We start from the raw sequence: 23,695 nt of genomic DNA on the forward strand, positions 1-23,695 counted from the left end.
GCTTTTTCTGTGTGGTTTGAGAGTTTCGTGGTGTATAGATCTGAGCGCCTGGTGGTTATGCTGCGTATATGCTTTTATAATATCCATAATTATTTTCATATACAATTTTCTTATTTATAATTTGCATCAATCAACTGATTTTCCCGGGGTAGTGGGAAGCATATGGTTGTCAGTAATTTTCCTTGTTTTAAGTTTTTGCATCATTTTTATTGGTTTTATTATAGGTAATGTTTTGAGGTATTTACTGTTTAAATAAAATTTATCTCCAGTTATGGACTGGCGAATCGCGTGACGCCGGATACTCTCCCCCCGGTGGAATGGCTGACTTACGGCAGCGGTTATCTGGCCGGGATGAAACTGGGCGACTCACCGCTTATCGACATCACCGCGAAACGCTGCGCAGCTTTGGTGAGTACAAACTGACCACGGCCTACATGCTGAGCGGTCTGTTATAGAGCCATCACCTTAACCTTCCGCAGCTTAACCGTGATTATACCTGGAACAGCGGCGGGCAACCGGATAGCCGTGCGGGATAAATACCCGATGCTGTCGGAACGTTTCCCCGATAACCGCATCTCCCTGGATGTGGAGAACTTCTTTCCGTGTAATCCAATATCAACTCAATGATCCAAATAAAGGTAATGCATCCAACTGGTCATGCGCAGCAGTACTTTACGCATTACCGACACGTGGGCGAAATGGTCGGAATAGACTGCAACCTGAGCATAGATACCGTCCGGCAGCGCATCCACATCGGCATTCGGATCCAGCTCAATCGTGGCCAGCACGCCATCGGTACCCGGCACCACCGTTAAGGACTGTAATGCGCCCTGCGCCTGATAAGAACCGCCCGGAACGACCGGAAGAATACTGGTCAGCTTGCCGGTGAAAACCTGGCCAGGCAGCGCATTAAACACCACTTCCGCTTCATCGCCCGGCTTAAGGCGCAGCAGCGAGTTCTGGCGGAATTGCGCCACGATTTGCCGTTTTTGTTCAGGAATAAACACCATTACCGGACGCAAAGGTAATGCTGCTGCGTAAGTCCCCGGACGAATTAAAATCTGCGTGGCATAACCGTTGCTGGGGGCACGAACTACCGTCTGTTCAAGATTGTATTTAGCCTCGGCAAGCTGGGCACGTAGGGACGCAACCTGAGATTGCTCACCGTTGACCATACTGTCTAATTGGCTCTGAATCTGCGTCTGTTCTGCAACCGAGCCTTTGACCAGCGCATCTTGTGCCAGATAGTTTTGCCGGGCGTTATCGATATCGCTTTCAGAGAACGGATTAACCTTCGCCTGACTGCCTTTCAAATAGCGTTGATAATCTTTATACAGACGGTCACGTTCAGCAGATACACGGGTGGTATTGGCGACCGCTTCCGACAACTGTGCTTTCAGGTTGTCGATGTTATGCGTAGCAGTAACCAGATCAGCCTGCAGCCTGTCGACACGCGCCTGATACCGTACCGGATCGAGCTTAAACAGCACATCGCCTTTTTTAATTAGCTGATTATTTTTATCCGTTACCTCACTAACAATTCCTGTGACTTGCGGAGTGACCGGAATTGAAATAACTGCTTTTTGCGCCGTAAAGGTATATGGGTGGTTATAGTTCATTAATAAAATCAATCCCGCAACAATGAACACCCCACCTAATGCAGCGGTAGCAAGCGTCCATTGGTTTACCGGAATACGGAATATTTTAAAGATGGCCCAGGCAAAGGCCACATAGGTCAGGACTATCAACAAATCCATGATTAAATCTCCGGAAAGGTGGAGTTATCGGTTTTTTTCTCCCCATCCAGTCTTTTTTCCAACTGGGTGATTCGCGCAGCCAGCGCGGCAATCTCAGGGTCTGACTCCTTTCCGGTCGGTGTGATGTGTGACTGCATTCCCCATCCCTTTTCAGGCTGGTAGAGCGTGGCCCAGATCCACAGGAACGGCCAAATAACATGAAGAGTGAACAAGCTCACCCATCCTGCAGTATGGATGGCATCGGCATGGGGATGGTTACGTTTTTTAGCCATGTTATAGGGAATATCGTGAATGGCGATGATTCCGTAAAACAGAACCAGAAAAACGAAGATCAGCACGCCCAACGCGAAATAATTTAGAAACATACCTGCCTCGAATTCACGCTAATTAGAGTTTTTTTATGCCGGCAGCCGTATGCACCCTGGCTGATGTTTTGAACATAACTGGAGTTAAGGGTTTTTGCCATACCACAAAATAAATATTTTTTCTGGTGAGAAGTTGCTTTGTTTTGCAATAAAAAATGTCGGGGGTAGAACCTGCCGCAGATCACATCTGATAAATTTCAGATGAAAATACTTTGCGATTCACATCACAAAAATCCAACAAACAAGGAAAGCAAAAATGTGAATCACTTCACATTTAATCCTCATTTTCAGCGAATTATTGCACTGCGATGTTTTTTTGTACCGGCATTTTGTGATGAAAATCACATTAACTAACGCCATACACCCTATATTTACGTGACGAATGTCACATAAAAGGCCGTCGACTGGACAGTTGAACGATTCAGTGCCAGATTTCGCAGTATCTACAGGGTCCGGCTACCTCCTGCCGCTACATTAACAAACCTCGGGCTTTCAGCCTGCGTGATAGCAAACATAAGAAGGGGTGTTTTTATGTCATCCGATATTAAGATCAAGGTGCAAAGCTTTGGTCGATTCCTCAGCAACATGGTGATGCCAAATATCGGCGCGTTTATCGCGTGGGGTATTATCACCGCATTATTCATTCCGACAGGGTGGTTGCCGAACGAAACGCTGGCGAAGCTGGTCGGCCCGATGATCACCTATCTGCTGCCGCTACTGATCGGTTATACCGGTGGTAAACTGGTTGGCGGCGAGCGTGGCGGCGTAGTTGGTGCAATCACCACCATGGGCGTTATCGTCGGTGCGGACATGCCAATGTTCCTCGGCGCGATGATTGCAGGTCCACTGGGCGGCTGGGCGATCAAACACTTCGACAACTGGGTAGACGGTAAGATCAAATCCGGTTTTGAGATGCTGGTGAATAACTTCTCCGCTGGCATCATCGGTATGATCCTCGCCATTCTGGCATTCCTTGGCATTGGTCCATTGGTTGAAGCACTGTCCAAAATTCTGGCGGCAGGCGTTAACTTCATGGTTGTCCATGACATGCTGCCGCTGGCATCGATTTTCGTTGAACCGGCGAAAATCCTGTTCCTCAACAACGCCATTAACCACGGTATTTTCTCACCGCTGGGTATTCAGCAGTCCCATGAGATGGGCAAATCCATCTTCTTCCTGATTGAAGCTAACCCAGGTCCGGGTATGGGCGTGCTGCTGGCGTACATGTTCTTCGGTCGCGGCAGCGCTAAGCAGTCTGCAGGCGGCGCGGCTATCATCCACTTCCTGGGTGGTATCCACGAAATTTACTTCCCGTACGTGCTGATGAACCCGCGCCTGATCCTGGCCGTTATTCTCGGCGGTATGACTGGCGTATTTACCCTGACTATCCTGAACGGCGGTCTGGTTTCTCCGGCGTCTCCGGGTTCTATCCTGGCCGTGCTGGCAATGACACCGAAGGGAGCTTACTTCGCTAACATCGCTGCTATCTGTGCGGCTATGGCAGTCTCCTTTGTGGTCTCAGCCATTCTGCTGAAAACCAGCAAAGTGAAAGAAGATGATGACATTGATGCCGCAACCCGTCGTATGCACGACATGAAAGCGGAATCCAAAGGCGCATCTCCGCTGGCGGCTGGCGATGTAACCAACGACCTGAGCCATGTGCGTAAAATCATCGTTGCCTGCGATGCCGGTATGGGTTCCAGCGCCATGGGTGCGGGCGTACTACGTAAGAAAGTGCAGGATGCAGGGCTGTCTCAGATTTCCGTCACTAACAGCGCGATTAACAATCTGCCGCCGGATGTGGATCTGGTCATTACCCACCGTGACCTGACCGAACGCGCGATGCGCCAGGTGCCTCAGGCACAGCACATTTCGCTGACCAACTTCCTCGACAGCGGTCTGTACTCCAACCTGACCGAACGTCTGGTCGCTGCGCAGCGCCACAACGTGAACGAGGAGAAAGTTCGCGACCACCTGAAAGACAGCTTTGAAGAGGGTGATACCCACCTGTTCAAACTGGGTGCGGAGAACATCTTCCTTGGCCGTAAAGCGGCTAACAAAGAAGAAGCGATTCGCTTTGCTGGTGAGCAACTGGTGAAAGGCGGTTACGTTGAGCCAGAATACGTCGAGGCGATGCTGGACCGCGAAAAACTGACCCCGACTTACCTGGGTGAGTCCATCGCAGTACCGCACGGTACGGTTGAAGCCAAAGACCGCGTGCTGAAAACCGGTGTGGTGTTCTGCCAGTACCCGGAAGGCGTTCGCTTCGGTGAAGAAGAAGACGATATTGCCCGTCTGGTTATTGGTATCGCAGCGCGTAACAACGAGCACATCCAGGTGATTACCAGCCTGACCAACGCTCTGGATGATGAATCCGTGATCGAACGTCTGGCCCATACCACCAGCGTGGATGAAGTTCTGGAACTGCTGGCAGGTCGTAAGTAAGCGTTATTGCCCGGTGGCGCTCACGCTTACCGGGCCTACAAAATCCTCTCCCTTGTGGAGAGGGTTAGGTTGAGGGGAAATCAATGCAGTCCCTCACCCCAGCCCTCTTGGGTAAAAACATTAATGAAGGTTAATACTATGAAAGCATTACATTTTGGCGCAGGTAATATCGGTCGTGGCTTTATCGGCAAACTGCTGGCGGACGCGGGGATACAGCTGACGTTCGCGGATGTAAATCAGGTCGTTCTCGATGCCCTGAATGCCCGTCATAGCTATCAGGTTCATGTCGTGGGTGAAAATGAGCAGGTTGATACCGTCTCCGGCGTCAACGCTGTAAGCAGCATCGGCGATGATGTTGTTGAACTGATTGCCCACGTAGATTTAGTCACTACCGCCGTCGGTCCGGTTGTGCTTGAGCGTATCGCTCCAGCCATCGCCAAAGGACTGGTTAAACGCAAGGCGCAGGGCATCGCTACTCCACTAAATATCATCGCTTGTGAAAACATGGTGCGCGGAACGACCCAGTTGAAAGGCCATGTAATGAACGCGTTAGCAGATGAAGATAAAGCCTGGGTTGAAGAACATGTTGGCTTTGTCGATTCTGCCGTGGACCGCATTGTTCCGCCTTCGGCTTCAGCAACCAACGATCCGCTGGAAGTTACCGTCGAAACCTTCAGTGAGTGGATTGTCGACAAAACACAGTTCAAAGGTGAACTGCCAAATATCCCAGGAATGGAATTAACTGATAACCTGATGGCATTTGTCGAACGTAAACTCTTCACGCTGAACACCGGGCATGCTATAACCGCGTACCTCGGAAAATTGACCGGTCATCAGACCATCCGTGACGCGATTCTCGACGAGAAAATCCGCGCAGTGGTAAAAGGTGCGATGGAAGAGAGCGGCGCGGTACTGATCAAACGCTATGGCTTTGATGCAGCAAAACATGCGGCATACATTCAGAAAATCCTCGGTCGTTTTGAAAACCCGTATCTGAAAGATGACGTTGAGCGCGTAGGTCGTCAGCCGCTGCGTAAGCTGAGCGCAGGCGACCGCCTGATTAAACCGCTGCTGGGTACGCTGGAGTATGGTTTGCCGCATGCGAATCTGGTTACCGGTATTGCGGCAGCGATGCACTATCGCAGCGAAGAAGATCCGCAGGCACAGGAACTGGCCGCGCTGATTGACGAAAAAGGTCCACAGGCCGCGCTGGCGCAAGTTTCCGGGCTGGATGCCAATAGTGATGTCGTGCTTGAGGCTGTTAACGCGTATAACGCAAAGAAATGATGCAGGACCTGGCGCAGGATATCCTGCGCCTGAATAATAGATTGTCAGATATGCAGGCAATAATGGAACAAACGCAGGCCTTTGAAAATCGTGTGCTTGAGCGTCTGAATGCTGGCAAAACCGTACGCAGCTTCCTCATCACCGCCGTAGAACTGCTCACCGAGGCGGTGAATATCCTTGTGCTTCAGGTATTTCGCAAAGACGACTATGCGGTGAAATACGCCGTAGAACCGCTGCTCGATGGCGATGGTCCGTTGGGCGATCTTTCTGTTCGTCTGAAGTTAATCTACGGCCTGGGCGTACTCAGTCGCCCGGAGTACGAAGATGCGGAGCTGCTGATGGCGCTGCGGGAGGAGCTGAATCACGACGGCAATGAATACGCATTCACCGACGACGAAATTCTTGGACCGTTTGGTGAACTTCACTGCGTGACGGCACTCCCGCCGCCACCCCAGTTTGATACCTCAGACTCTGGTTTGCATGCCATGCAGATCCAGCGTTACCAGCAGATGGTACGATCCACCATGGTCCTTTCCCTGACCGAGCTGATTTCTAAAATCAGCTTAAAAAAAGCCTTTCAAAAATAAGACGATGTTTGCTTATTTCTCTTCCTGCTGCGGTCGATACAGCTGCCGATAGTACGCCAGACGTTGCAGATACAGCTGCGCGTTTTCCTGCGGTATTTCTGAAGGGACAACGTTGCGCGGCGGTGTTTTATTCAAATATTCGCGAAAAGCCTGGCTTGAAGCCATAAAATCGACAGTTTTATCAATCAGGATTGAAACGTTCTCACCTATTTTCGCCATAATCTTCCCTCCTCCATGTATTAACCGCGCTCAGCCTGTGCGGTTGATCATTTAAGTTTAGGATCAGTTGGGTGTTTATATTGAGGAAAACGTGCTTCACCACGAACACGCCAATAAAAAGCACCACGGCCGATCTTATCGCTTAAAATTCCTTGTTAATCAATGCAGTAACATTATCATTAGCTAATTAATACTTACGGTATTTGATTATTTATCTTCGAGCAGTTGTGAATAATCCCGCTCTGCGCGCATACTATAGGGCATTCATCCTATTTTTATCAGAAGCTATCCTATGAAAGAAGTCGAAAAAAACGAAATTAAACGCCTGAGCGATCGTCTGGACGCTATTCGCCACCAGCAGGCAGACCTGTCCCTGGTTGAAGCCGCCGACAAATACGCGGAGCTGGAAAAAGAGAAAGAAACTCTGGAAGCCGAGATCGCACGCCTGCGTGAAGTTCACAGCCAGAAGCTGAGCAAAGAAGCGCAAAAGCTGACAAAACTTCCGTTCCGTCGGGCCATCACCAAAAAAGAGCAGGCTGACATGGGCAAACTGAAGAAAAGCGTGCGCGGCCTGATCGTCGTCCACCCGATGACCGAGCTTGGCCGTGAAATGGGCCTGAAAGAGATGACTGGCTTTGCGAAGAACGAGTTCTAAACACTCTCGTATCACAGGCTCTCAAGACACCCGTCGTACAGCGGGTGTCTTGAGAGCATCGGGCTATATTCCGAATTTTTCCCCATAAATATTTACACCGCTTATATACAAGTTCATTTTTAACGGCCCTCCCTGCTTTTCATGAAAATAAATTACTCCACCATGTCCATTTGTATTTATACAATGAATTTTTTCTTCCACTTTTCTCATGACCCGCAGAATATAATTGACCCACAAAATTAAATAACATTATCATCTATAAAACAATGCCCCATACATAAATATTATGATTATATTTTTATAAGGCATTGCCATGGGTAATTGATTAAAATTATCGAGCAATGGCTCAATTCTATAAAAGCAATGAATGTGTTCATTATAACCATGTATTAACGGGTTATTGACAATACTCGCAGGATGATGAGTTAGCTGTATAAATAATAGGTTAACTATTAATACTACATTAGTAATTAATAAGGATATTTTATATGCACAAAAATGGAAAATTTATTCCCCTGATTGTTTTGGGATTCACATTCTTGTTATCGGGTTGTGATTACTTTGCAGATAAACACCTTGTCGAAGAACTAAAAAAACAGCAAAAAGAACAAGAAGCAAAGATAGACCTTTTAGAAAAACAACAAACTACGCTTATCCAGGCGACCCAAAAGGTCGCCGAAGTCGTTGACCGCATTGAACGTAAACAACGACTATTCGACTACACAGAACTGGACCCATCACAAACGCACTATTTTATTATTAACAACGGCAATATTGGATTAGCCGGGCGTATTTTATCTATTGAGCCAATAGATGATGGAAGTGTTATTCATCTTGATTTGGTTAACTTACTCAGCGTTCCCGTATCAAACCTGGCGTTTAATATGACGTGGGGTACGAAAAAACCTTCCGAGGCAAAAGATCTACCTCGCTGGCGACAACTCTTGCTCAACACGCAAATGGATTCGACAATCGAACTCTTACCGGGAGCATGGACCAATGTCACGCTGACATTAAAAGGCGTATCGCCCAATAATCTTAAGTATCTAAAAATAGGCATTAACATGAAGAATGTTATTTTCGAAAGCACACAACCTATTAACGATACAAAAAAGAAGCCCAAAAAATAATAGCTATTGATACAACTATTTTAGAAAAGGAAAGCACTTATCCATGAACAGAATATTTAAAGTCCTCTGGAATGCCGCTACGGGAACATTTATTGTCACCAGTGAAACCGCAAAAAGCCGCGGGAAAAAAAGCGGCCGTAGAAAGCTGGCGGTTTCCGCACTCATCGGTCTTAGCAGTATTATGGTTTCTGCGGATGTATTGGCCAATGCAGGTAAAGATACTGGCGATGGCGTTACTCCAACGGGTACCCAGACAGGAGGAACAGGGTGGATTGCAATTGGTACCGATGCCACAGCAAATACTTACACCAACGTTGATGGCGCAAGCGCCGCGATGGGTTATCACGCCTCCGCGATGGGAAAATGGAGTACCGCTATTGGTTCATACAGTGATTCATCCGGTGACTCTTCCCTAGCGCTCGGCGTAAAAGCAAGCTCAACCGGCAACCGTGCCATTGCGATGGGTGCCTCATCTTCAGCCGCGGGAAGTTATTCAATGGCAATGGGTGTTAATGCCAATTCGAGCGGTGAAAAATCGGTTGCATTAGGTAATAAAGCCACTGCGAGCGGAGCTACATCCGTTGCATTAGGCAATCAATCCACTTCGAGCGGCGACGACAGCACTGCATTTGGTAATGGCGCAAAAGCGATAGGCACCAACTCAGTTGCTCTTGGCGCAGGCTCTACCGCCCAGGAAGACAATTCCGTCGCCGTGGGTAACAGCACCACGCAGCGGCAGATCACCTACGTTGCTAAAGGCGACATCAATTCCAGCAGTACAGATGCAGTCACAGGTGCGCAAATTTATTCTTTAAGTCAATCCGTCGCCGACCGACTCGGCGGAGGAGCTTCCGTTAATTCTGATGGTACAGTAAATGCGCCCCTCTACGAGGTAGGCACAGGCATCTACAATAACGTAGGCAGTGCGTTAAGCGCACTTAACACTTCTATCACGAATACAGAGGCCTCTGTCGCAGGATTAGCCGATGACGCGTTGCTGTGGGATGACAGCACAAGCGCATTCAGCGCCAACCACAGTGGAAGCGACAGCAAAATCACCAATCTGGCGGCAGGCACCCTGGCCGCAGACAGCACTGATGCGGTTAACGGCTCCCAGTTGTTTGATACAAATGAGAAAGTGGATCAGAACACTGCTGATATCACCACCAATACCGACAGCATCAACCAAAACACTGCCGATATTACCGCCAATACCGACAGCATTAACCAGAACACAACCGATATCGCCGCTAATACGACCAGCATCAATCAGAACACCACTGATATCGCCACCAATACCACCAATATCAACAGTCTGAGCGACTCCGTCACCACGCTCACCGACGATGCCCTGTTGTGGGATGCTGACTCTGGTGCATTCAGTGCTAAGCACAACGGAAGTGCCAGCAAGATCACCAATCTGGCGGCAGGCACCCTGGCCGCGGACAGCACCGATGCCGTTAACGGCTCCCAGCTGTTTGATACAAATGAGAAAGTGGATCAGAACACTGCTGATATCACTACCAATACCGGCAGCATTAACCAGAACACAACCGATATCGCCACCAACACCACCAATATCAATAACCTGAGCGATTCTGTTACCACGCTCGCCGATGATGCCCTGCTGTGGGATGCTAACTCTGGTGCATTCAGCGCTAACCACTCGGGAAGCGCCAGCAAGATCACCAATCTGGCGGCAGGCACCCTGGCCGCGGACAGCACCGATGCCGTTAACGGCTCACAGTTGTTTGCCACCAACGAAAATGTGTCTCAGAACACCACTGATATCGCCACCAACACCACCAATATCAACAACCTGAGCGACTCAGTTACCACGCTCACCGATGATGCCCTGCTGTGGGATGCTGACTCTGGTGCATTCAGCGCTAAGCACGCGGGAAGCGCCAGCAAAATCATTAATGTCGCCGCCGGGGACCTTTCTGAAGACAGTACAGACGCGGTGAACGGCTCACAGCTGTATGAAACCAACCAGAAGGTAGATCAAAACACATCAGATATTGCAGATATCAATACGACGATCACCAATCTTGGTACCGATTCACTGAGCTGGGATGAGGAAACGAATTCGTTCTCCGCCAGCCACGGAAGTAGTACGGCAAACAAAATCACCAATGTCGCCGCCGGGGAGCTTTCTGAGAGCAGCACCGACGCGGTTAACGGTTCGCAGCTGTTCGAAACCAATGAAAAAGTGGATCAGAATACGACCGATATCGCCGCCAATACCACCAACATATCTCAGAACAGCACCGCAATTGATAACCTGAATACTTCTGTCACTGACATTAATACCTCCATTACCGGCCTCACTGATAATGCTCTGTTATGGGACGAAGACATCGGAGCTTTCAGCGCAAACCACGGTGGAAGTACCAGTAAAATCACCAATGTCGCCGCCGGGGAGCTTTCTGAGGACAGTACCGACGCGGTAAACGGCTCACAGTTGTATGAAACCAACCAGAAGGTAGATCAAAACACCTCTGCTATCGCGGATATCAATACGTCCATCACCAACCTTGGTACCGATGCACTGAGCTGGGATGACGAAGAGGGTGCGTTCAGCGCCAGCCACGGTACCAGCGGTACCAATAAGATAACCAATGTAGCAGCAGGTGAAATCGCCAGTGACAGTACTGACGCCGTTAATGGCTCTCAGCTCTATGAAACTAACATGCTGATTTCTCAGTACAACGAATCTATTAGCCAAATAACCGGCGATACCAGCGAAACCTATATCACGGAAAATGGTACCGGCGTGAAATACATCCGCACGAATGATAGCGGGCTTGAAGGCCAGGATGCATACGCAACGGGTGACGGCGCAACAGCAGTGGGTTACAACGCCGTCGCATCCGGTGCTTCGAGTCTGGCTCTTGGAGAGAACAGCAGCAGCAGCATTGAGGGCAGCATCGCCTTGGGCAGTGGCTCCAGCTCTAACCGCGCTATTACAACCGGTACACAAGCAACGAGCGTAACAAGCGATGGCGTCGTCATTGGTTACGATACAACAGACAGAGAGTTGCTGGGCGCGTTGTCATTGGGGACGGATGGAGAAAGCTATCGTCAAATTACCAACGTTGCGGACGGCTCTGAAGCGCAAGATGCAGTAACAGTTCGTCAGTTACAAAATGCTATCGCCGCCGTTTCCACGACGCCGACACAATACTTCCATGCCAACTCGGATGAGGAAGATTCCCTGGCGGTGGGTGAAAACGCGATTGCTGTTGGTGCTACAACCATCGTCAATGGCGATTCAGGAGTCGGTATTGGCTATGGCGCAGTCGTGGATCAATCTGCCTTCAACGGCATTGCCATTGGTTCAAGCGCACAGGTAAATCACGCCAACAGTATCGCGCTCGGCAGCAATTCACAAACCACCGTCGGCGCACAAAGCAGCTATACCGCTTACAACATGGATACGCCACAAACGTCGGTGGGCGAAGTTTCTGTAGGCAGTGAAGACGGTCAACGTCAGATCACTAACGTCGCGGCGGGTTCGGCAGACACCGATGCCGTAAACGTTGGTCAATTGAAAGTCACCGACAGCCATGTTGCCGCAAATACCGAAAGTATCAATAACCTGAACACGCAGGTGAGTAGTCTTGATACCCGCGTCACCAATATCGAAAACTCTGTCGGCGATATTGTCACTACCGGTAGCACCAAGTACTTCAAGACCAACACCGATGGCGTAGATGCTAATGCCCAGGGTGCGGACAGCGTCGCGATAGGTTCCGGATCTATTGCGGCTGCTGAAAACAGCGTGGCGTTAGGTACAAATTCAGTCGCAGATGAAGCGAATACGGTGTCTGTCGGTTCTTCGACTCAACAACGTCGTATTACCAATGTTGCCGCAGGGGTGAACAACACTGACGCGGTTAATGTGGCGCAACTGAAAGCCTCAGAAGCAGGTTCCGTTCGTTATGAAACCAATACCGATGGCTCGGTTAACTACAGTGTGCTCAACCTGGGAGACGGGAGTGGCGGTACCACTCGGATCGGCAATGTTTCAGCGGCGGTGAACGATACGGATGCGGTGAACTATGCGCAATTGAAACGCAGCGTAGAAGAAGCAAACACCTATACCGATCAAAAAATGGGTGAAATGAACAGTAAAATCAAAGGAGTAGAAAACAAGATGAGCGGCGGCATTGCCTCAGCAATGGCCATGGCCGGTCTTCCTCAAGCCTATGCACCGGGAGCCAACATGACCTCAATTGCTGGGGGTACGTTTAATGGTGAAAGTGCCGTCGCCATTGGTGTCTCCATGGTAAGTGAAAGCGGGGGCTGGGTGTATAAATTGCAAGGAACCAGCAACAGCCAGGGCGATTACTCTGCAGCCATTGGTGCTGGCTTCCAGTGGTAATGAAGTAACAATACTCCCGACATCAAAGGCAATGGCATCATGCCATTGCCTTTTCACTTCTCTTTGTTGCCCTCACCCCTCAATTGGCCCTACCAATTTTAGCCAGATCATACCAACACCTCACATTTCATTAAAATGTGAGTACAATACCGTTGCCAATAAATAACATTTGATTAACCATTCATTGTCATTACCCCTACACAACAATATTGGCAGGGCCACTTTTACACATAGTGTGACGAAGATTTGAGCAAAGACTCATTCCATTATGTCGGCGGCCCCCAGGAGACCTGCAATGAATCTCTGGCAACAGAACTACGACCCGGCCGGTAATATCTGGCTTTCCAGCCTGATCGCATCGCTCCCTATCCTGTTTTTTTTCTTCGCCCTGATTAAGCTCAAGCTGAAAGGCTATGTTGCGGCGTCCTGGACGGTGGTGATTGCTCTGGCAGTCGCCCTGCTGTTTTACAAAATGCCGGTCGATCACGCGCTGGCATCCGTAGTGTACGGTTTCTTCTACGGTCTGTGGCCAATTGCCTGGATCATTATCGCCGCGGTATTCGTCTATAAAATCTCGGTGAAGACCGGACAGTTCGACATTATCCGATCATCGATACTCTCGATTACCCCAGACCAGCGTCTGCAAATGCTGATTGTCGGTTTCTCCTTTGGGGCATTCCTCGAAGGAGCGGCAGGCTTCGGTGCTCCGGTAGCGATTACCGCCGCACTGCTGGTTGGTCTTGGCTTTAACCCGCTGTATGCGGCAGGTTTGTGCCTGATCGTAAATACCGCGCCGGTCGCTTTTGGCGCAATGGGCATTCCGATTCTGGTTGCCGGTCAGGTTACCGGACTGGACAGCTTCGAGATTGGCCAGATGGTAGGTCGTCAACTGCCGTTCCTGACCATTATCGTGCTGTTCTGGATTATGGCGATTATGGATGGCTGGCGTGGTGTCAAAGAAACCTGGCCTGCGGTGATGGTCGCTGGCGGCTCGTTTGCTATCGCACAGTACCTCAGCTCTAACTTTATCGGGCCGGAACTGCCGGACATCATCTCTTCTCTGGTCTCACTGGTGTGTCTGACGCTGTTCCTGAAACGCTGGCAGCCGGTACGCATCTTCCGTTTTGGCGATATGGGCGCTTCGCAGGTCGATATGGATCTGTCACGCACCCGCTACACCGCTGGGCAGGTGGTACGCGCCTGGTCACCGTTCCTGTTCCTGACCGCTACCGTCACGCTGTGGAGCATACCGCCGTTTAAAGCGCTGTTTGCGCCAGGCGGCGCGATGTACCACTGGGTGGTCAATATTCCGGTTCCGTTCCTCGACAAGCTGGTTGCCCGTATGCCACCGGTCGTACACGAAGCTACAGCCTACGCGGCGGTGTACAAATTTGACTGGTTCTCCGCGACCGGTACCGCAATACTGTTTGCCGCCCTGCTGTCTATCGTCTGGCTGAAAATGAAGCCATCTGCTGCGCTGCAGACCTTTGGTAGCACGCTGAAAGATCTGGCGCTGCCTATCTACTCCATCGGGATGGTGCTGGCATTCGCGTTTATCTCTAACTACTCCGGGCTTTCATCCACCCTGGCACTGGCCCTGGCACATACCGGCAGCGCATTTACCTTCTTCTCGCCGTTCCTTGGCTGGCTGGGGGTATTCCTGACCGGGTCCGACACCTCATCAAACGCATTGTTCGCCGCCCTGCAGGCCACGGCCGCTCAGCAAATCGGCGTTTCGGATGTGCTGATGGTGGCCGCAAATACCACCGGCGGCGTGACCGGCAAGATGATCTCTCCGCAATCTATCGCAATCGCCTGTGCGGCAGTGGGATTAGTGGGGAAAGAGTCTGATCTGTTCCGCTTTACCGTGAAGCACAGTCTGATTTTCACCTGCATGGTGGGTGTGATTACCACGCTGCAGGCCTATGTCTTAACCTGGATGATTCCATGATAGTGATGCCCAGACGCCTGTCAGACGAGGTCGCATCTCGTGTGCGGGCGCTGATTGAAGAACAACAGCTGGAGGCGGGCATGAAGTTGCCCGCTGAGCGCCAACTGGCCGTACAGCTCGGCGTATCGCGCAACTCGCTGCGCGAGGCGTTAGCCAAGCTGGTGAGCGAAGGCATGTTGATTAGCCGTCGTGGCGGCGGGACGTTTATCCGCTGGCAGCATGAGGCATGGTCTGAACAAAACATCGTTCAGCCGCTGAAAACTCTGCTGGCAGACGACCCTGATTACAGTTTCGATATTCTGGAAGCCCGCCACGCCATCGAAGCCAGCACCGCCTGGCATGCAGCTATGCGTGCCACTGCTGCCGACAAAGAGAAGATCAGACTCTGTTTCGAGGCCACACAAAGCGAAGATCCAGATCTCGCCTCGCAGGCAGACGTTCGCTTTCATCTCGCCATTGCGGAAGCCTCGCACAACGTGGTGCTGTTACAGACCATGCGCGGTTTCTTCGACGTATTACAGTCTTCGGTGAAACAGAGCCGTCAGCGTATGTACCTTGTGCCGCCCGTATTTTCGCAACTGACGGCGCAGCATCAGGCCGTCCTGGATGCGATTGTTGCCGGAGATGCCGACGGAGCGCGTAAAGCAATGATGGCGCACCTCAGTTTTGTCCACACCACGATTAAACGATTTGATGAAGATCAGGCCCGCCAGGCGCGTATCACCCGCCTGCCCGGTGACCCTGGTGAGAATAGCAGGGAGAACAACACATGATTATTTCAGCAGCCAGCGACTATCGCGCCGCAGCCCAACGCATCCTACCCCCCTTCTTGTTCCACTACATAGACGGTGGGGCGTATGCAGAGCACACTCTGCGCCGTAACGTGACAGACCTGTCTGAAGTGGCACTTCGCCAGCGCGTGCTGAAGAATATGTCCGACCTGAGCCTGGAGACAAAGCTGTTCAACGAAACGCTCTCCATGCCGGTGGCCCTTGCACCTGTCGGTCTGTGCGGCATGTACGCGCGCCGGGGCGAAGTTCAGGCCGCCGCCGCCGCTGATGCCAAAGGCATTCCGTTTACGCTTTCCACGGTATCCGTATGTCCGATTGAAGAAGTCGCCCCAACCATCAAACGTCCGATGTGGTTCCAGTTATATGTTCTGCGCGATCGTGGCTTTATGCGCAACGCGCTGGAACGCGCCAAAGCGGCGGGCTGCTCTACGCTGGTCTTTACCGTCGATATGCCAACCCCTGGCGCACGCTACCGTGACGCCCATTCCGGGATGAGCGGCCCAAATGCCGCACTGCGCCGCTACTGGCAGGCAGTCACCCATCCACAGTGGGCATGGGACGTTGGCCTGAACGGTCGCCCACATGATTTAGGCAATATCTCGACTTATCTTGGTAAACCTACCGGTCTTGAGGATTACATCGGCTGGCTGGCGAATAACTTCGATCCGTCGATTTCCTGGAAAGACCTCGAGTGGATCCGCGAATTTTGGGATGGTCCGATGGTGATCAAAGGGATCCTCGATCCCGAAGATGCCCGAGATGCCGTACGCTTTGGTGCGGACGGCATCGTTGTCTCTAACCACGGTGGTCGCCAGTTAGACGGCGTGCTGTCTTCAGCTCGCGCGTTACCCGCTATTGCCGATGCGGTAAAAGGCGATATCACCATTCTGGCAGACAGTGGGATCCGCAACGGTCTGGACGTCGTACGTATGATTGCGCTGGGCGCGGATAGTGTTCTGCTGGGACGTGCTTATCTGTACGCGCTGGCCACCCACGGTCAGGCCGGGGTGGCGAATCTGCTGAATCTGATCGAGAAAGAGATGAAGGTGGCAATGACCCTTACCGGGGCGAAATCGATAAGCGAAATCAGCCGTGATTCGCTGGTACAGGAACTGGGCAAACAGGTGGCTGACTACCCGATGCAGCCCAAACGTGGAAATGCGGCGTAAACGTTAATTTGCTATGCTGCCCCGTACTTAAGGGGGCAGCATGCTAAACATCGTTTTATTCGAACCAGAAATCCCGCCAAATACCGGCAATATTATCCGTCTTTGCGCCAACACCGGCTTTCGTCTGCATATTATTGAGCCAATGGGCTTTACCTGGGACGACAAGCGCCTGCGTCGCGCGGGGCTGGATTACCATGAATTTACCGCTGTGCTACGCCACCCTGATTACGCCGCCTTCGTCGCCGCAGAAAATCCGCAACGTCTGTTTGCCCTGACCACCAAAGGTACTCCAGCGCATAGCGCGGTAAGCTATCAGGATGGGGATTATCTGATGTTTGGCCCGGAAACTCGCGGTCTGCCAGCCAGCATCCTCGACGCGCTACCTGCCGAACAAAAAATTCGTATTCCGATGATGCCGGACAGTCGCAGCATGAACCTGTCGAATGCGGTGTCGGTGGTGGTGTATGAGGCCTGGCGCCAGTTAGGTTATCCCGGCGCGATATTGCGTAGTTGATTTTTGTCGGATGGTGGCTGACGCCTTATCCGACCTACGAAAGAATTTACCGTTATTTTTCGAGCGTTATCGGCGCAGTCAGGTTGGACACGGACTGCGCTTGCCGACCTGCGCGTATACGTAGTACGTGAGGATGGCGAGCACAGCCCGGGTTCAAGATGACAAGTAAGATAGCTCGGAAATCAGATTCCATCGCCGTATTCGAACGTATGATGTATCCCATTGAAATGCTGATCCATATCCATGGACGGCTTATCGCTGTCTGGCTTACCGACGATGCGTGCCGGAACGCCTGCGGCGGTGGTATGCGGCGGTACGGGCTGTAGCACGACCGAACCTGCGCCAATCTTTGCGCCGCGTCCGACTTCAATGTTGCCGAGAATTTTTGCGCCCGCGCCAATCATCACCCCTTCACGAATTTTTGGATGACGATCACCGCCGGCTTTACCGGTCCCGCCAAGCGTAACGGATTGCAAAATAGAGACATCGTTTTCAATTACGGCGGTTTCACCCACCACAATACCGGTGGCGTGATCGAGCATAATCCCACGGCCAATTTTTGCCGCCGGATGAATGTCTACCTGGAAGGTAACGGACACCTGATTTTGCAGGAAGATCGCCAGCGCCTGACGCCCCTGATGCCACAGCCAGTGACCGATACGGTAGGCCTGAAGCGCATGAAAGCCCTTCAGATACAGCAGTGGAGTGGAATATTTATCGACAGCCGGGTCACGCGTGCGTACTGCCTGAATATCGCAGGCCGCTGAGGCAATCATTTCAGGATCGGCCGCGTAGGCCTCTTCTACGACTTCGCGAATCGCAATGGCGGGCATGATTGGAGAAGCGAGTTTATTCGCCAGCATATAGCTTAGCGCACTGCCGAGATTTTCATGCTTGAGCAGCGTTGCGTGGTAAAAACTGGCCAGCATTGGCTCACATTCCGCCAGTGCCCGGGCTTCCGCTTTAATGTTTTTCCAGACGATATCCAGTTCTTCACACGGCATTGCGTACTCCAGAAGGTAGCAAAACGACCGATCCGTTCTTCGCGGATCGGGTCGTTATATTCAACAGTTCCTTACAGCTAGTGGCGACTCAGCTCGTCCTTGCGTGCACGGCCTAATAACGTCAATGCTGCCTCGCGCGCGTTTTTTCCGCAATACAATACTTGATAAATTTCCTCGGTTATTGGCATCTCAACACCAAAACGGTGCGCCAATTCACGAACTTCTTTCGTATTGCGATAGCCTTCAACCACTTGGCCAATCTTGTCCTGCGCACCCTGCACGTCCATCCCCTGGCCGAGCATCATGCCAAAACGACGGTTGCGCGACTGGTTGTCGGTACAGGTCAGCACCAGATCGCCTAAACCCGCCATCCCCATAAAGGTGGCAGGATCGGCCCCCAGCGCCGCACCAAGACGAGACATTTCGGTCAGCCCACGGGTGATCAATGCGGTTCGTGCATTCGCGCCAAAACCGATGCCGTCAGACATCCCCGCACCAATGGCAATGACGTTTTTCACCGCGCCGCCAAGCTGCACGCCAATGAAATCCGGGTTGCTATAAACGCGGAAGCTTTTGCCGCAGTGCAGCAACTGCTGGAGATCGTCAGCAAAAGTGTCGTCCGTCGAGGCCAGAGAAATCGCCGTCGGCATGCCCGCAGCCAGCTCTTTGGCGAAAGTCGGGCCGGAAATAACCGCCAGTGGAATTGAGTCCCCCAGCGCTTCACGCGCGACGTCCTGCAGCAGACGCCCTGTTTCCGCTTCCAGACCTTTTGTCGCCCAGACCAGTCGTGCGTCAGGACGCATCAATGGTTTGATGTTACGCAGCACTTCGCCAAAGACGTGGCTCGGCACCACCACCAGAATATTACGACTGGCGGCCAGTGCAGTGGCTAAATCACTTTCCAGGCGCAGCGTGTCGGGAAAAGGCACATCAGGAAGGAACGCGACGTTGCAGCGATCGTGCTCGAGAGTCGCGATATGTTTAGGATCATGGCCCCACAGGACAACCTGATGGCCATTTCTTGCCAGGGTGATGGCAAGAGCGGTGCCGTACGAGCCGGCACCAATCACAGTCATTGAAGCATTACTTTGGTTCATCAGGCATCCTGATGTTCTTCAGTACCTTCGCCAGCCTGCTGCTGTAAATAGTTCATGAACAGCGCATCAAAGTTGACCGGCGCAAGGTTCAGTTGCGGGAACGTACCGCGTGAAACCAGGCTGGTGATGCATTCGCGGGCATACGGGAACAGAATGTTCGGGCAGTATGCGCCCAGGCAATGCGCCATCTGAGTCCCTTCAATACCACTGATGGAGAAAATACCGCCCTGCTGAACTTCGCACAGGAACGCAGTTTCTTCACCCAGGGAAGCCGTTACGGTGACACGCAGCACTACTTCATACACGTCATCTGCCAGTTGGGTAGATGCGGTATCAAGATCCAGTTTAACCTCTGGCTGCCAATCTTTCTGGAAAACATGCGGTGCATTTGGCGCTTCGAAAGACACATCCTTGGTATAAATACGTTGGATCTGGAAAGCCATTTCAGTGTTATTTTGTTCTGACATGTTGAGAAAACCCTTTAGTGTTGTCCTTTAAATACTTCGGTACGCCTTAACGCAGCAGCGGATCCAGTCCACCACGCGCATCCAACGCATACAAGTCGTCACAACCACCAATGTGCTGTGCATCAATAAAAATCTGCGGAACCGTAGTACGGCCACTGCGCTTGATCATTTCTTCACGCTTCACGGCATCGCCGTCAATCGGAAGCTCCTGGAAACTCACACCCTTGCTGTTCAGGAGCGCCTTTGCGCGATGGCAAAACGGGCAGGTTGCTTTGGTATAGATCTCAATATTGGCCATGACTTATCTCCAGTGTTCTTTTTACCCTGCGGCATGAAAGAAGACGGGTAAATTACTTGCCGCGAACCAGTGGCAGATTCTCACCACTCCAGCCCGCTACGCCATCTTTCAGTACAGACACCTGCTCAAAACCGGCTTTGATCAGCGCAGTCGCTGAATCCTGGCATTGCATGCCTGAGCCATCAACCACAATAACAGGTTTGTTTTTGTGTTTTTCCAGTTCGCCAAAGTTGTTGGCTTTGATTTCGCTCGGCAGCAGGTTCGTGGAGCCAGCGATATGACCTTTGCGGAAGTCGTCGCGCTGACGTAAATCCACGACAACGGCGTCTTCTTTATTGATGAGACGTGTGGCTTCTCCGCGCGTAATCACCTTCACTTTGGAAGTCAGGCTCTTAAACGTGGTAAATAATACAGCCGCCAGTAACGCAATCCAGGCGATACTCAATACAGGGTGGCGACTAACAAATTGCATAATTTCTTGCATGGGGGGTAACAACTCCCGACTCAGTGATTAAAAAAACCAGGAAAGGAGTATACCTGCGCGTTGACGCAAATACAGCCAGAGCGTGCATTGGATTGCATTTTTGCGGGGCGCTACGGAAAAAAAAACCTAAAACCACGCCCTCTGCGGCGCGCTCTGGTCGATTATTTGATCTTCCGGGGCTACTTTATCGATTCAGCTGTAGTAAAATTACGCAATTATTTTTATCTATTAAGTGTGAGGTTGTCGCAATGTCGGTTTCTAAAAAACCTATGGTACTGGTGATTCTGGATGGCTATGGCTATCGCGAAGACAGCCAGGATAACGCCATCTTTAATGCCAAAACCCCGGTAATGGATGCCCTGTGGGCAAAACGTCCGCATACCCTGATTGATGCGTCTGGCCTGGAAGTTGGCCTGCCCGATCGCCAGATGGGCAACTCCGAAGTCGGTCACGTCAACCTGGGCGCGGGCCGCATCGTGTATCAGGACCTGACCCGTCTGGATGTAGAAATTAAAGAGCGTACTTTCTTCGCTAACCCGGTGCTGACCAATGCGGTCGACCAGGCAAAAAATAGCGGCAAAGCGGTTCACATCATGGGTCTGCTCTCTGCGGGCGGTGTTCACAGCCACGAAGATCACATCATGGCGATGGTAGAACTGGCTGCTGAACGCGGCGCGGAAAAAATCTATCTGCACGCTTTCCTTGATGGCCGCGATACCCCGCCGCGCAGCGCTGAACATTCACTGCAGAAATTCGAAGAGAAATTTGCCGCACTGGGCAAAGGCCGCGTAGCGTCCATCATCGGTCGTTACTACGCGATGGACCGCGACAACCGTTGGGATCGCGTTGAACAGGCTTATGACCTGATGACGTTGGCCAAAGGCGAGTTCCAGTTCGCTACGGCGGTTGAAGGCCTGCAGGCTGCTTATGCCCGCGACGAAAACGACGAATTCGTGAAAGCGACCGTGATCCGTGCTGAAGGCCAGGCTGAAGCCGCCATGGAAGACGGCGATACGCTGATTTTCATGAACTTCCGTGCTGACCGCGCGCGTGAAATCACTCGTGCGTTTGTTAATGCTGATTTCGACGGCTTCGCCCGTAAGAAAGTCGTTAACCTCAACTTTGTGATGCTGACCGAATACGCGGCCGACATCAAAACTGCGGTTGCTTACCCACCAGCGTCTCTGGCTAACACCCTTGGCGAGTGGATGGCGAAAAACGACAAAACGCAGCTGCGTATTTCCGAAACCGAAAAATATGCGCACGTGACCTTCTTCTTCAATGGCGGCGTAGAAGAGCCGTTCAAAGGCGAAGATCGCATCCTGATCAACTCGCCGAAAGTGGCGACCTACGATCTGCAGCCGGAAATGAGCTCTGCTGAGCTGACCGAAAAACTGGTTGCGGCGATTGAGAGCGGAAAATACGACACCATCATTTGTAACTACCCGAACGGCGACATGGTTGGTCATACCGGAGTGATGGAAGCAGCGGTTAAAGCGGTTGAAGCGCTGGATCACTGCGTTGAACAGGTCGCGAAAGCGGTTGAATCCGTTGGCGGCCAGTTGCTGATCACCGCAGACCACGGTAACGCAGAGCAGATGCGCGATCCGTCCACCGGTCAGGCGCACACTGCGCACACCAACCTGCCCGTTCCGCTGATTTATGTCGGTGGCAAGAACGTTAAAGCAGTCGAAGGCGGCAAACTTTCTGATATCGCCCCGACGATGCTGACGCTGATGGGTATGGAAATCCCGCAAGAGATGACTGGTAAGCCGCTGTTCATCGTGGAATAATCCCTCCCCATGAGGGGAAAGGCGATTAATACCATCACTCGGGCCGTGAAACCACGTAAGTTTTCAGTCAGGCCCTTGTTCTACGCCAGCGCGCTTAGCGCTGGCGTATTGCTGTGCGCCTTTTCCGCCCACGCGGACGAACGCGACCAGCTCAAATCTATTCAGGCTGATATCGCGGCAAAAGAACGCGCGGTACGCCAACAGCAACAACAACGCGCCACCCTCCTCGCTCAGCTTAAAGCTCAGGAACAAGCCATCGCCGTTGCCGCAAGGCAGTTGCGCGAAACGCAAAACTCACTGGCACAGCTGAATGCGCAAATCGCAGAGATGAACGCAGCACTCGCGAAGCTGGAAAAACAGCGGGCCGCGCAAGAACGCAGCCTGGCAGCCCAACTCGACGCAGCTTTTCGCCAGGGCGAACACACCGGCATTCAGCTCATTCTTAGCGGTGAAGAAAGCCAGCGTGGGCAACGCCTGCAGGCCTATTTCGGCTATCTGAACCAGGCGCGACAGGAAACCATCGCGCAACTGAAACAAACCCGCGAAGAGGTCGACTCGCAAAAAGCCGAGCTGGAAGATAAGCAGAGCGAGCAGCAGACGCTACTGTACGAACAGCGCGCTCAGCAGGCTAAGCTGGAACAGGCACGTAACGAACGTCAAAAAACGCTTTCGAGTCTGGAATCATCGATTCAACAGGGTCAACAGCAACTGGGCGAAATGCGCGCCAACGAATCCCGTCTGCGCAACAGCATTGCCCGTGCCGAAGCCGCAGCCAAAGCGCGTGCGGAACGTGAAGCACGCGAGGCGCAGGCCGTGCGCGATAAGCAACAGGATGCGTCACGAAAAGGCTCAACCTATAAACCGACCGAAAGTGAAAAATCACTGATGTCGCGTACCGGCGGTTTGGGCTCGCCACGCGGTCAGGCATTCTGGCCCGTTCGTGGTCCAACGTTACATCGTTATGGCGAACAGCTGCAGGGTGAGCTACGTTGGAAGGGGATGGTTATTGGTGCATCCGAGGGCACCGAAGTTAAAGCCATTGCCGATGGTCGTGTCATTCTGGCGGACTGGCTGCAGGGCTATGGCCTGGTGGTCGTCGTTGAACACGGTAAAGGCGATATGAGCCTGTACGGTTATAACCAGAGCGCACTGGTCAGCGTCGGTACGCAGGTTCGCGCCGGGCAGCCTATAGCACTTGTGGGTAGCAGCGGCGGTCAGGGCAGGCCGGCACTCTATTTCGAAATTCGTCGCCAGGGTCAGGCGGTCAATCCACAGCCGTGGTTGGGAAGATAAGT

The 23,695-nt window shown here is 51.9% G+C and carries 20 protein-coding genes and 1 pseudogene; 13 read left to right on the top strand and 8 right to left on the bottom strand.

Annotated features, from left to right (window positions below):
* Positions 1–273 precede the first annotated feature (273 nt).
* Positions 274–452: pseudogene (locus OGX90_RS17395) on the top strand (hypothetical protein); the annotation flags it as partial.
* A gap of 168 nt (positions 453–620) precedes the next feature.
* On the opposite strand, the gene OGX90_RS17400 reads toward OGX90_RS17395, so the two are convergent.
* A complete protein-coding gene (locus OGX90_RS17400; protein WP_003827339.1) occupies positions 621–1,757 on the bottom strand; it encodes an HlyD family secretion protein in 1,137 nt (378 codons plus the stop codon).
* Positions 1,758–1,759: 2 nt separating this feature from the next.
* Positions 1,760–2,122: a DUF3302 domain-containing protein gene (locus tag OGX90_RS17405; RefSeq protein WP_003827338.1), complete on the bottom strand. Its 363-nt coding sequence runs from the start codon at positions 2,120–2,122 to the stop codon at positions 1,760–1,762.
* A gap of 531 nt (positions 2,123–2,653) precedes the next feature.
* On the opposite strand from OGX90_RS17405, the gene mtlA reads away from it, so the two are divergent.
* The 3 genes from mtlA to mtlR all read left to right on the top strand — a co-directional run bounded on the left by mtlA (position 2,654) and on the right by mtlR (position 6,441).
* Complete coding sequence (gene mtlA / locus OGX90_RS17410) at positions 2,654–4,567, top strand: PTS mannitol transporter subunit IICBA (RefSeq protein WP_008786455.1); 1,914 nt, start codon at positions 2,654–2,656, stop codon at positions 4,565–4,567.
* Positions 4,568–4,705: 138 nt separating this feature from the next.
* Positions 4,706–5,854: a mannitol-1-phosphate 5-dehydrogenase gene (gene mtlD, locus OGX90_RS17415; RefSeq protein WP_020996057.1), complete on the top strand. Its 1,149-nt coding sequence runs from the start codon at positions 4,706–4,708 to the stop codon at positions 5,852–5,854.
* Complete coding sequence (gene mtlR / locus OGX90_RS17420; protein WP_003024179.1) at positions 5,854–6,441, top strand: mannitol operon repressor MtlR; 588 nt, start codon at positions 5,854–5,856, stop codon at positions 6,439–6,441. The genes mtlD and mtlR overlap by 1 nt, the downstream gene beginning before the upstream one ends.
* Positions 6,442–6,453: 12 nt before the next feature.
* Here mtlR and OGX90_RS17425 read toward each other — a convergent pair whose 3' ends face one another.
* Positions 6,454–6,660, bottom strand: coding sequence for a hypothetical protein (locus OGX90_RS17425; protein ID WP_032945348.1), 207 nt, complete (start codon positions 6,658–6,660; stop codon positions 6,454–6,456).
* Between the two features lie 292 nt (positions 6,661–6,952).
* Between OGX90_RS17425 and OGX90_RS17430 the strand changes: the two genes are divergently transcribed.
* The 7 genes from OGX90_RS17430 to trmL all read left to right on the top strand — a co-directional run bounded on the left by OGX90_RS17430 (position 6,953) and on the right by trmL (position 17,257).
* Positions 6,953–7,315 (top strand): YibL family ribosome-associated protein, encoded by a 363-nt coding sequence (locus tag OGX90_RS17430; protein ID WP_048237001.1) that lies wholly within the window; start codon positions 6,953–6,955, stop codon positions 7,313–7,315.
* 488 nt (positions 7,316–7,803) lie between these two features.
* Positions 7,804–8,445 carry a SadB/YajI family lipoprotein gene (locus OGX90_RS17435; protein WP_286624386.1) on the top strand — a complete coding sequence of 214 codons (642 nt, stop codon included), beginning with the start codon at positions 7,804–7,806 and terminating at the stop codon, positions 8,443–8,445.
* 43 nt (positions 8,446–8,488) lie between these two features.
* Positions 8,489–12,832: a trimeric autotransporter adhesin SadA gene (gene sadA, locus OGX90_RS17440; RefSeq protein WP_286624388.1), complete on the top strand. Its 4,344-nt coding sequence runs from the start codon at positions 8,489–8,491 to the stop codon at positions 12,830–12,832.
* 295 nt (positions 12,833–13,127) lie between these two features.
* Complete coding sequence (gene lldP, locus OGX90_RS17445; RefSeq protein ID WP_048215310.1) at positions 13,128–14,783, top strand: L-lactate permease; 1,656 nt, start codon at positions 13,128–13,130, stop codon at positions 14,781–14,783.
* Positions 14,780–15,556 (top strand): transcriptional regulator LldR, encoded by a 777-nt coding sequence (lldR, locus tag OGX90_RS17450; protein ID WP_234692495.1) that lies wholly within the window; start codon positions 14,780–14,782, stop codon positions 15,554–15,556. The genes lldP and lldR overlap by 4 nt, the downstream gene beginning before the upstream one ends.
* Complete coding sequence (gene lldD, locus OGX90_RS17455) at positions 15,553–16,743, top strand: FMN-dependent L-lactate dehydrogenase LldD (protein ID WP_234692494.1); 1,191 nt, start codon at positions 15,553–15,555, stop codon at positions 16,741–16,743. The genes lldR and lldD overlap by 4 nt, the downstream gene beginning before the upstream one ends.
* Positions 16,744–16,783: 40 nt before the next feature.
* Positions 16,784–17,257, top strand: a complete 474-nt coding sequence (gene trmL, locus OGX90_RS17460; protein WP_048237006.1) for a tRNA (uridine(34)/cytosine(34)/5-carboxymethylaminomethyluridine(34)-2'-O)-methyltransferase TrmL — start codon at positions 16,784–16,786, stop codon at positions 17,255–17,257.
* Positions 17,258–17,439: 182 nt separating this feature from the next.
* Here the strand turns inward: trmL and cysE are convergent, their stop codons facing one another.
* The 5 genes from cysE to OGX90_RS17485 form a co-directional block, all read right to left on the bottom strand.
* Positions 17,440–18,261 carry a serine O-acetyltransferase gene (gene cysE, locus OGX90_RS17465; RefSeq protein ID WP_003024160.1) on the bottom strand — a complete coding sequence of 274 codons (822 nt, stop codon included), beginning with the start codon at positions 18,259–18,261 and terminating at the stop codon, positions 17,440–17,442.
* 77 nt (positions 18,262–18,338) lie between these two features.
* Complete coding sequence (gene gpsA, locus OGX90_RS17470) at positions 18,339–19,358, bottom strand: NAD(P)H-dependent glycerol-3-phosphate dehydrogenase (RefSeq protein WP_008786462.1); 1,020 nt, start codon at positions 19,356–19,358, stop codon at positions 18,339–18,341.
* The gene (secB, locus tag OGX90_RS17475) at positions 19,358–19,825 is read right to left on the bottom strand and encodes a protein-export chaperone SecB (protein WP_003024155.1); all 468 of its coding nucleotides are present in this window, start codon (positions 19,823–19,825) and stop codon (positions 19,358–19,360) included. Before secB ends, gpsA begins: the two co-directional genes overlap by 1 nt.
* A 46-nt stretch (positions 19,826–19,871) precedes the next feature.
* Entirely contained in the window at positions 19,872–20,123 is a 252-nt protein-coding gene (gene grxC, locus OGX90_RS17480; protein ID WP_003024152.1) for a glutaredoxin 3, read from the bottom strand.
* Positions 20,124–20,175: 52 nt separating this feature from the next.
* A complete protein-coding gene (locus OGX90_RS17485; protein WP_003024148.1) occupies positions 20,176–20,607 on the bottom strand; it encodes a rhodanese-like domain-containing protein in 432 nt (143 codons plus the stop codon).
* Positions 20,608–20,855: 248 nt separating this feature from the next.
* On the opposite strand from OGX90_RS17485, the gene gpmM reads away from it, so the two are divergent.
* A complete protein-coding gene (gene gpmM / locus OGX90_RS17490) occupies positions 20,856–22,400 on the top strand; it encodes a 2,3-bisphosphoglycerate-independent phosphoglycerate mutase (protein WP_234692493.1) in 1,545 nt (514 codons plus the stop codon).
* A 33-nt stretch (positions 22,401–22,433) separates the two neighbouring features.
* Positions 22,434–23,693 carry a murein hydrolase activator EnvC gene (gene envC, locus OGX90_RS17495; RefSeq protein WP_231504629.1) on the top strand — a complete coding sequence of 420 codons (1,260 nt, stop codon included), beginning with the start codon at positions 22,434–22,436 and terminating at the stop codon, positions 23,691–23,693.
* Positions 23,694–23,695: the final 2 nt, after the last annotated feature.

Source organism: Citrobacter sp. Cpo012, assembly GCF_030333015.1.
Classification (GTDB): Bacteria; Pseudomonadota; Gammaproteobacteria; order Enterobacterales; family Enterobacteriaceae; genus Citrobacter; species Citrobacter portucalensis.

Bases quoted from the DNA above. Each gene is read 5' to 3' on its own strand.
- OGX90_RS17400 (WP_003827339.1), bottom strand. From the start codon at position 1,757: ATGGATTTGTTGATAGTCCTGACCTATGTGGCCTTTGCCTGGGCCATC.
- OGX90_RS17405 (WP_003827338.1), bottom strand. From the start codon at position 2,122: ATGTTTCTAAATTATTTCGCGTTGGGCGTGCTGATCTTCGTTTTTCTG.
- mtlA (WP_008786455.1), top strand. From the start codon at position 2,654: ATGTCATCCGATATTAAGATCAAGGTGCAAAGCTTTGGTCGATTCCTC.
- mtlD (WP_020996057.1), top strand. From the start codon at position 4,706: ATGAAAGCATTACATTTTGGCGCAGGTAATATCGGTCGTGGCTTTATC.
- mtlR (WP_003024179.1), top strand. From the start codon at position 5,854: ATGCAGGACCTGGCGCAGGATATCCTGCGCCTGAATAATAGATTGTCA.
- OGX90_RS17425 (WP_032945348.1), bottom strand. From the start codon at position 6,660: ATGGCGAAAATAGGTGAGAACGTTTCAATCCTGATTGATAAAACTGTC.
- OGX90_RS17430 (WP_048237001.1), top strand. From the start codon at position 6,953: ATGAAAGAAGTCGAAAAAAACGAAATTAAACGCCTGAGCGATCGTCTG.
- OGX90_RS17435 (WP_286624386.1), top strand. From the start codon at position 7,804: ATGCACAAAAATGGAAAATTTATTCCCCTGATTGTTTTGGGATTCACA.
- sadA (WP_286624388.1), top strand. From the start codon at position 8,489: ATGAACAGAATATTTAAAGTCCTCTGGAATGCCGCTACGGGAACATTT.
- lldP (WP_048215310.1), top strand. From the start codon at position 13,128: ATGAATCTCTGGCAACAGAACTACGACCCGGCCGGTAATATCTGGCTT.
- lldR (WP_234692495.1), top strand. From the start codon at position 14,780: ATGATAGTGATGCCCAGACGCCTGTCAGACGAGGTCGCATCTCGTGTG.
- lldD (WP_234692494.1), top strand. From the start codon at position 15,553: ATGATTATTTCAGCAGCCAGCGACTATCGCGCCGCAGCCCAACGCATC.
- trmL (WP_048237006.1), top strand. From the start codon at position 16,784: ATGCTAAACATCGTTTTATTCGAACCAGAAATCCCGCCAAATACCGGC.
- cysE (WP_003024160.1), bottom strand. From the start codon at position 18,261: ATGCCGTGTGAAGAACTGGATATCGTCTGGAAAAACATTAAAGCGGAA.
- gpsA (WP_008786462.1), bottom strand. From the start codon at position 19,358: ATGAACCAAAGTAATGCTTCAATGACTGTGATTGGTGCCGGCTCGTAC.
- secB (WP_003024155.1), bottom strand. From the start codon at position 19,825: ATGTCAGAACAAAATAACACTGAAATGGCTTTCCAGATCCAACGTATT.
- grxC (WP_003024152.1), bottom strand. From the start codon at position 20,123: ATGGCCAATATTGAGATCTATACCAAAGCAACCTGCCCGTTTTGCCAT.
- OGX90_RS17485 (WP_003024148.1), bottom strand. From the start codon at position 20,607: ATGCAAGAAATTATGCAATTTGTTAGTCGCCACCCTGTATTGAGTATC.
- gpmM (WP_234692493.1), top strand. From the start codon at position 20,856: ATGTCGGTTTCTAAAAAACCTATGGTACTGGTGATTCTGGATGGCTAT.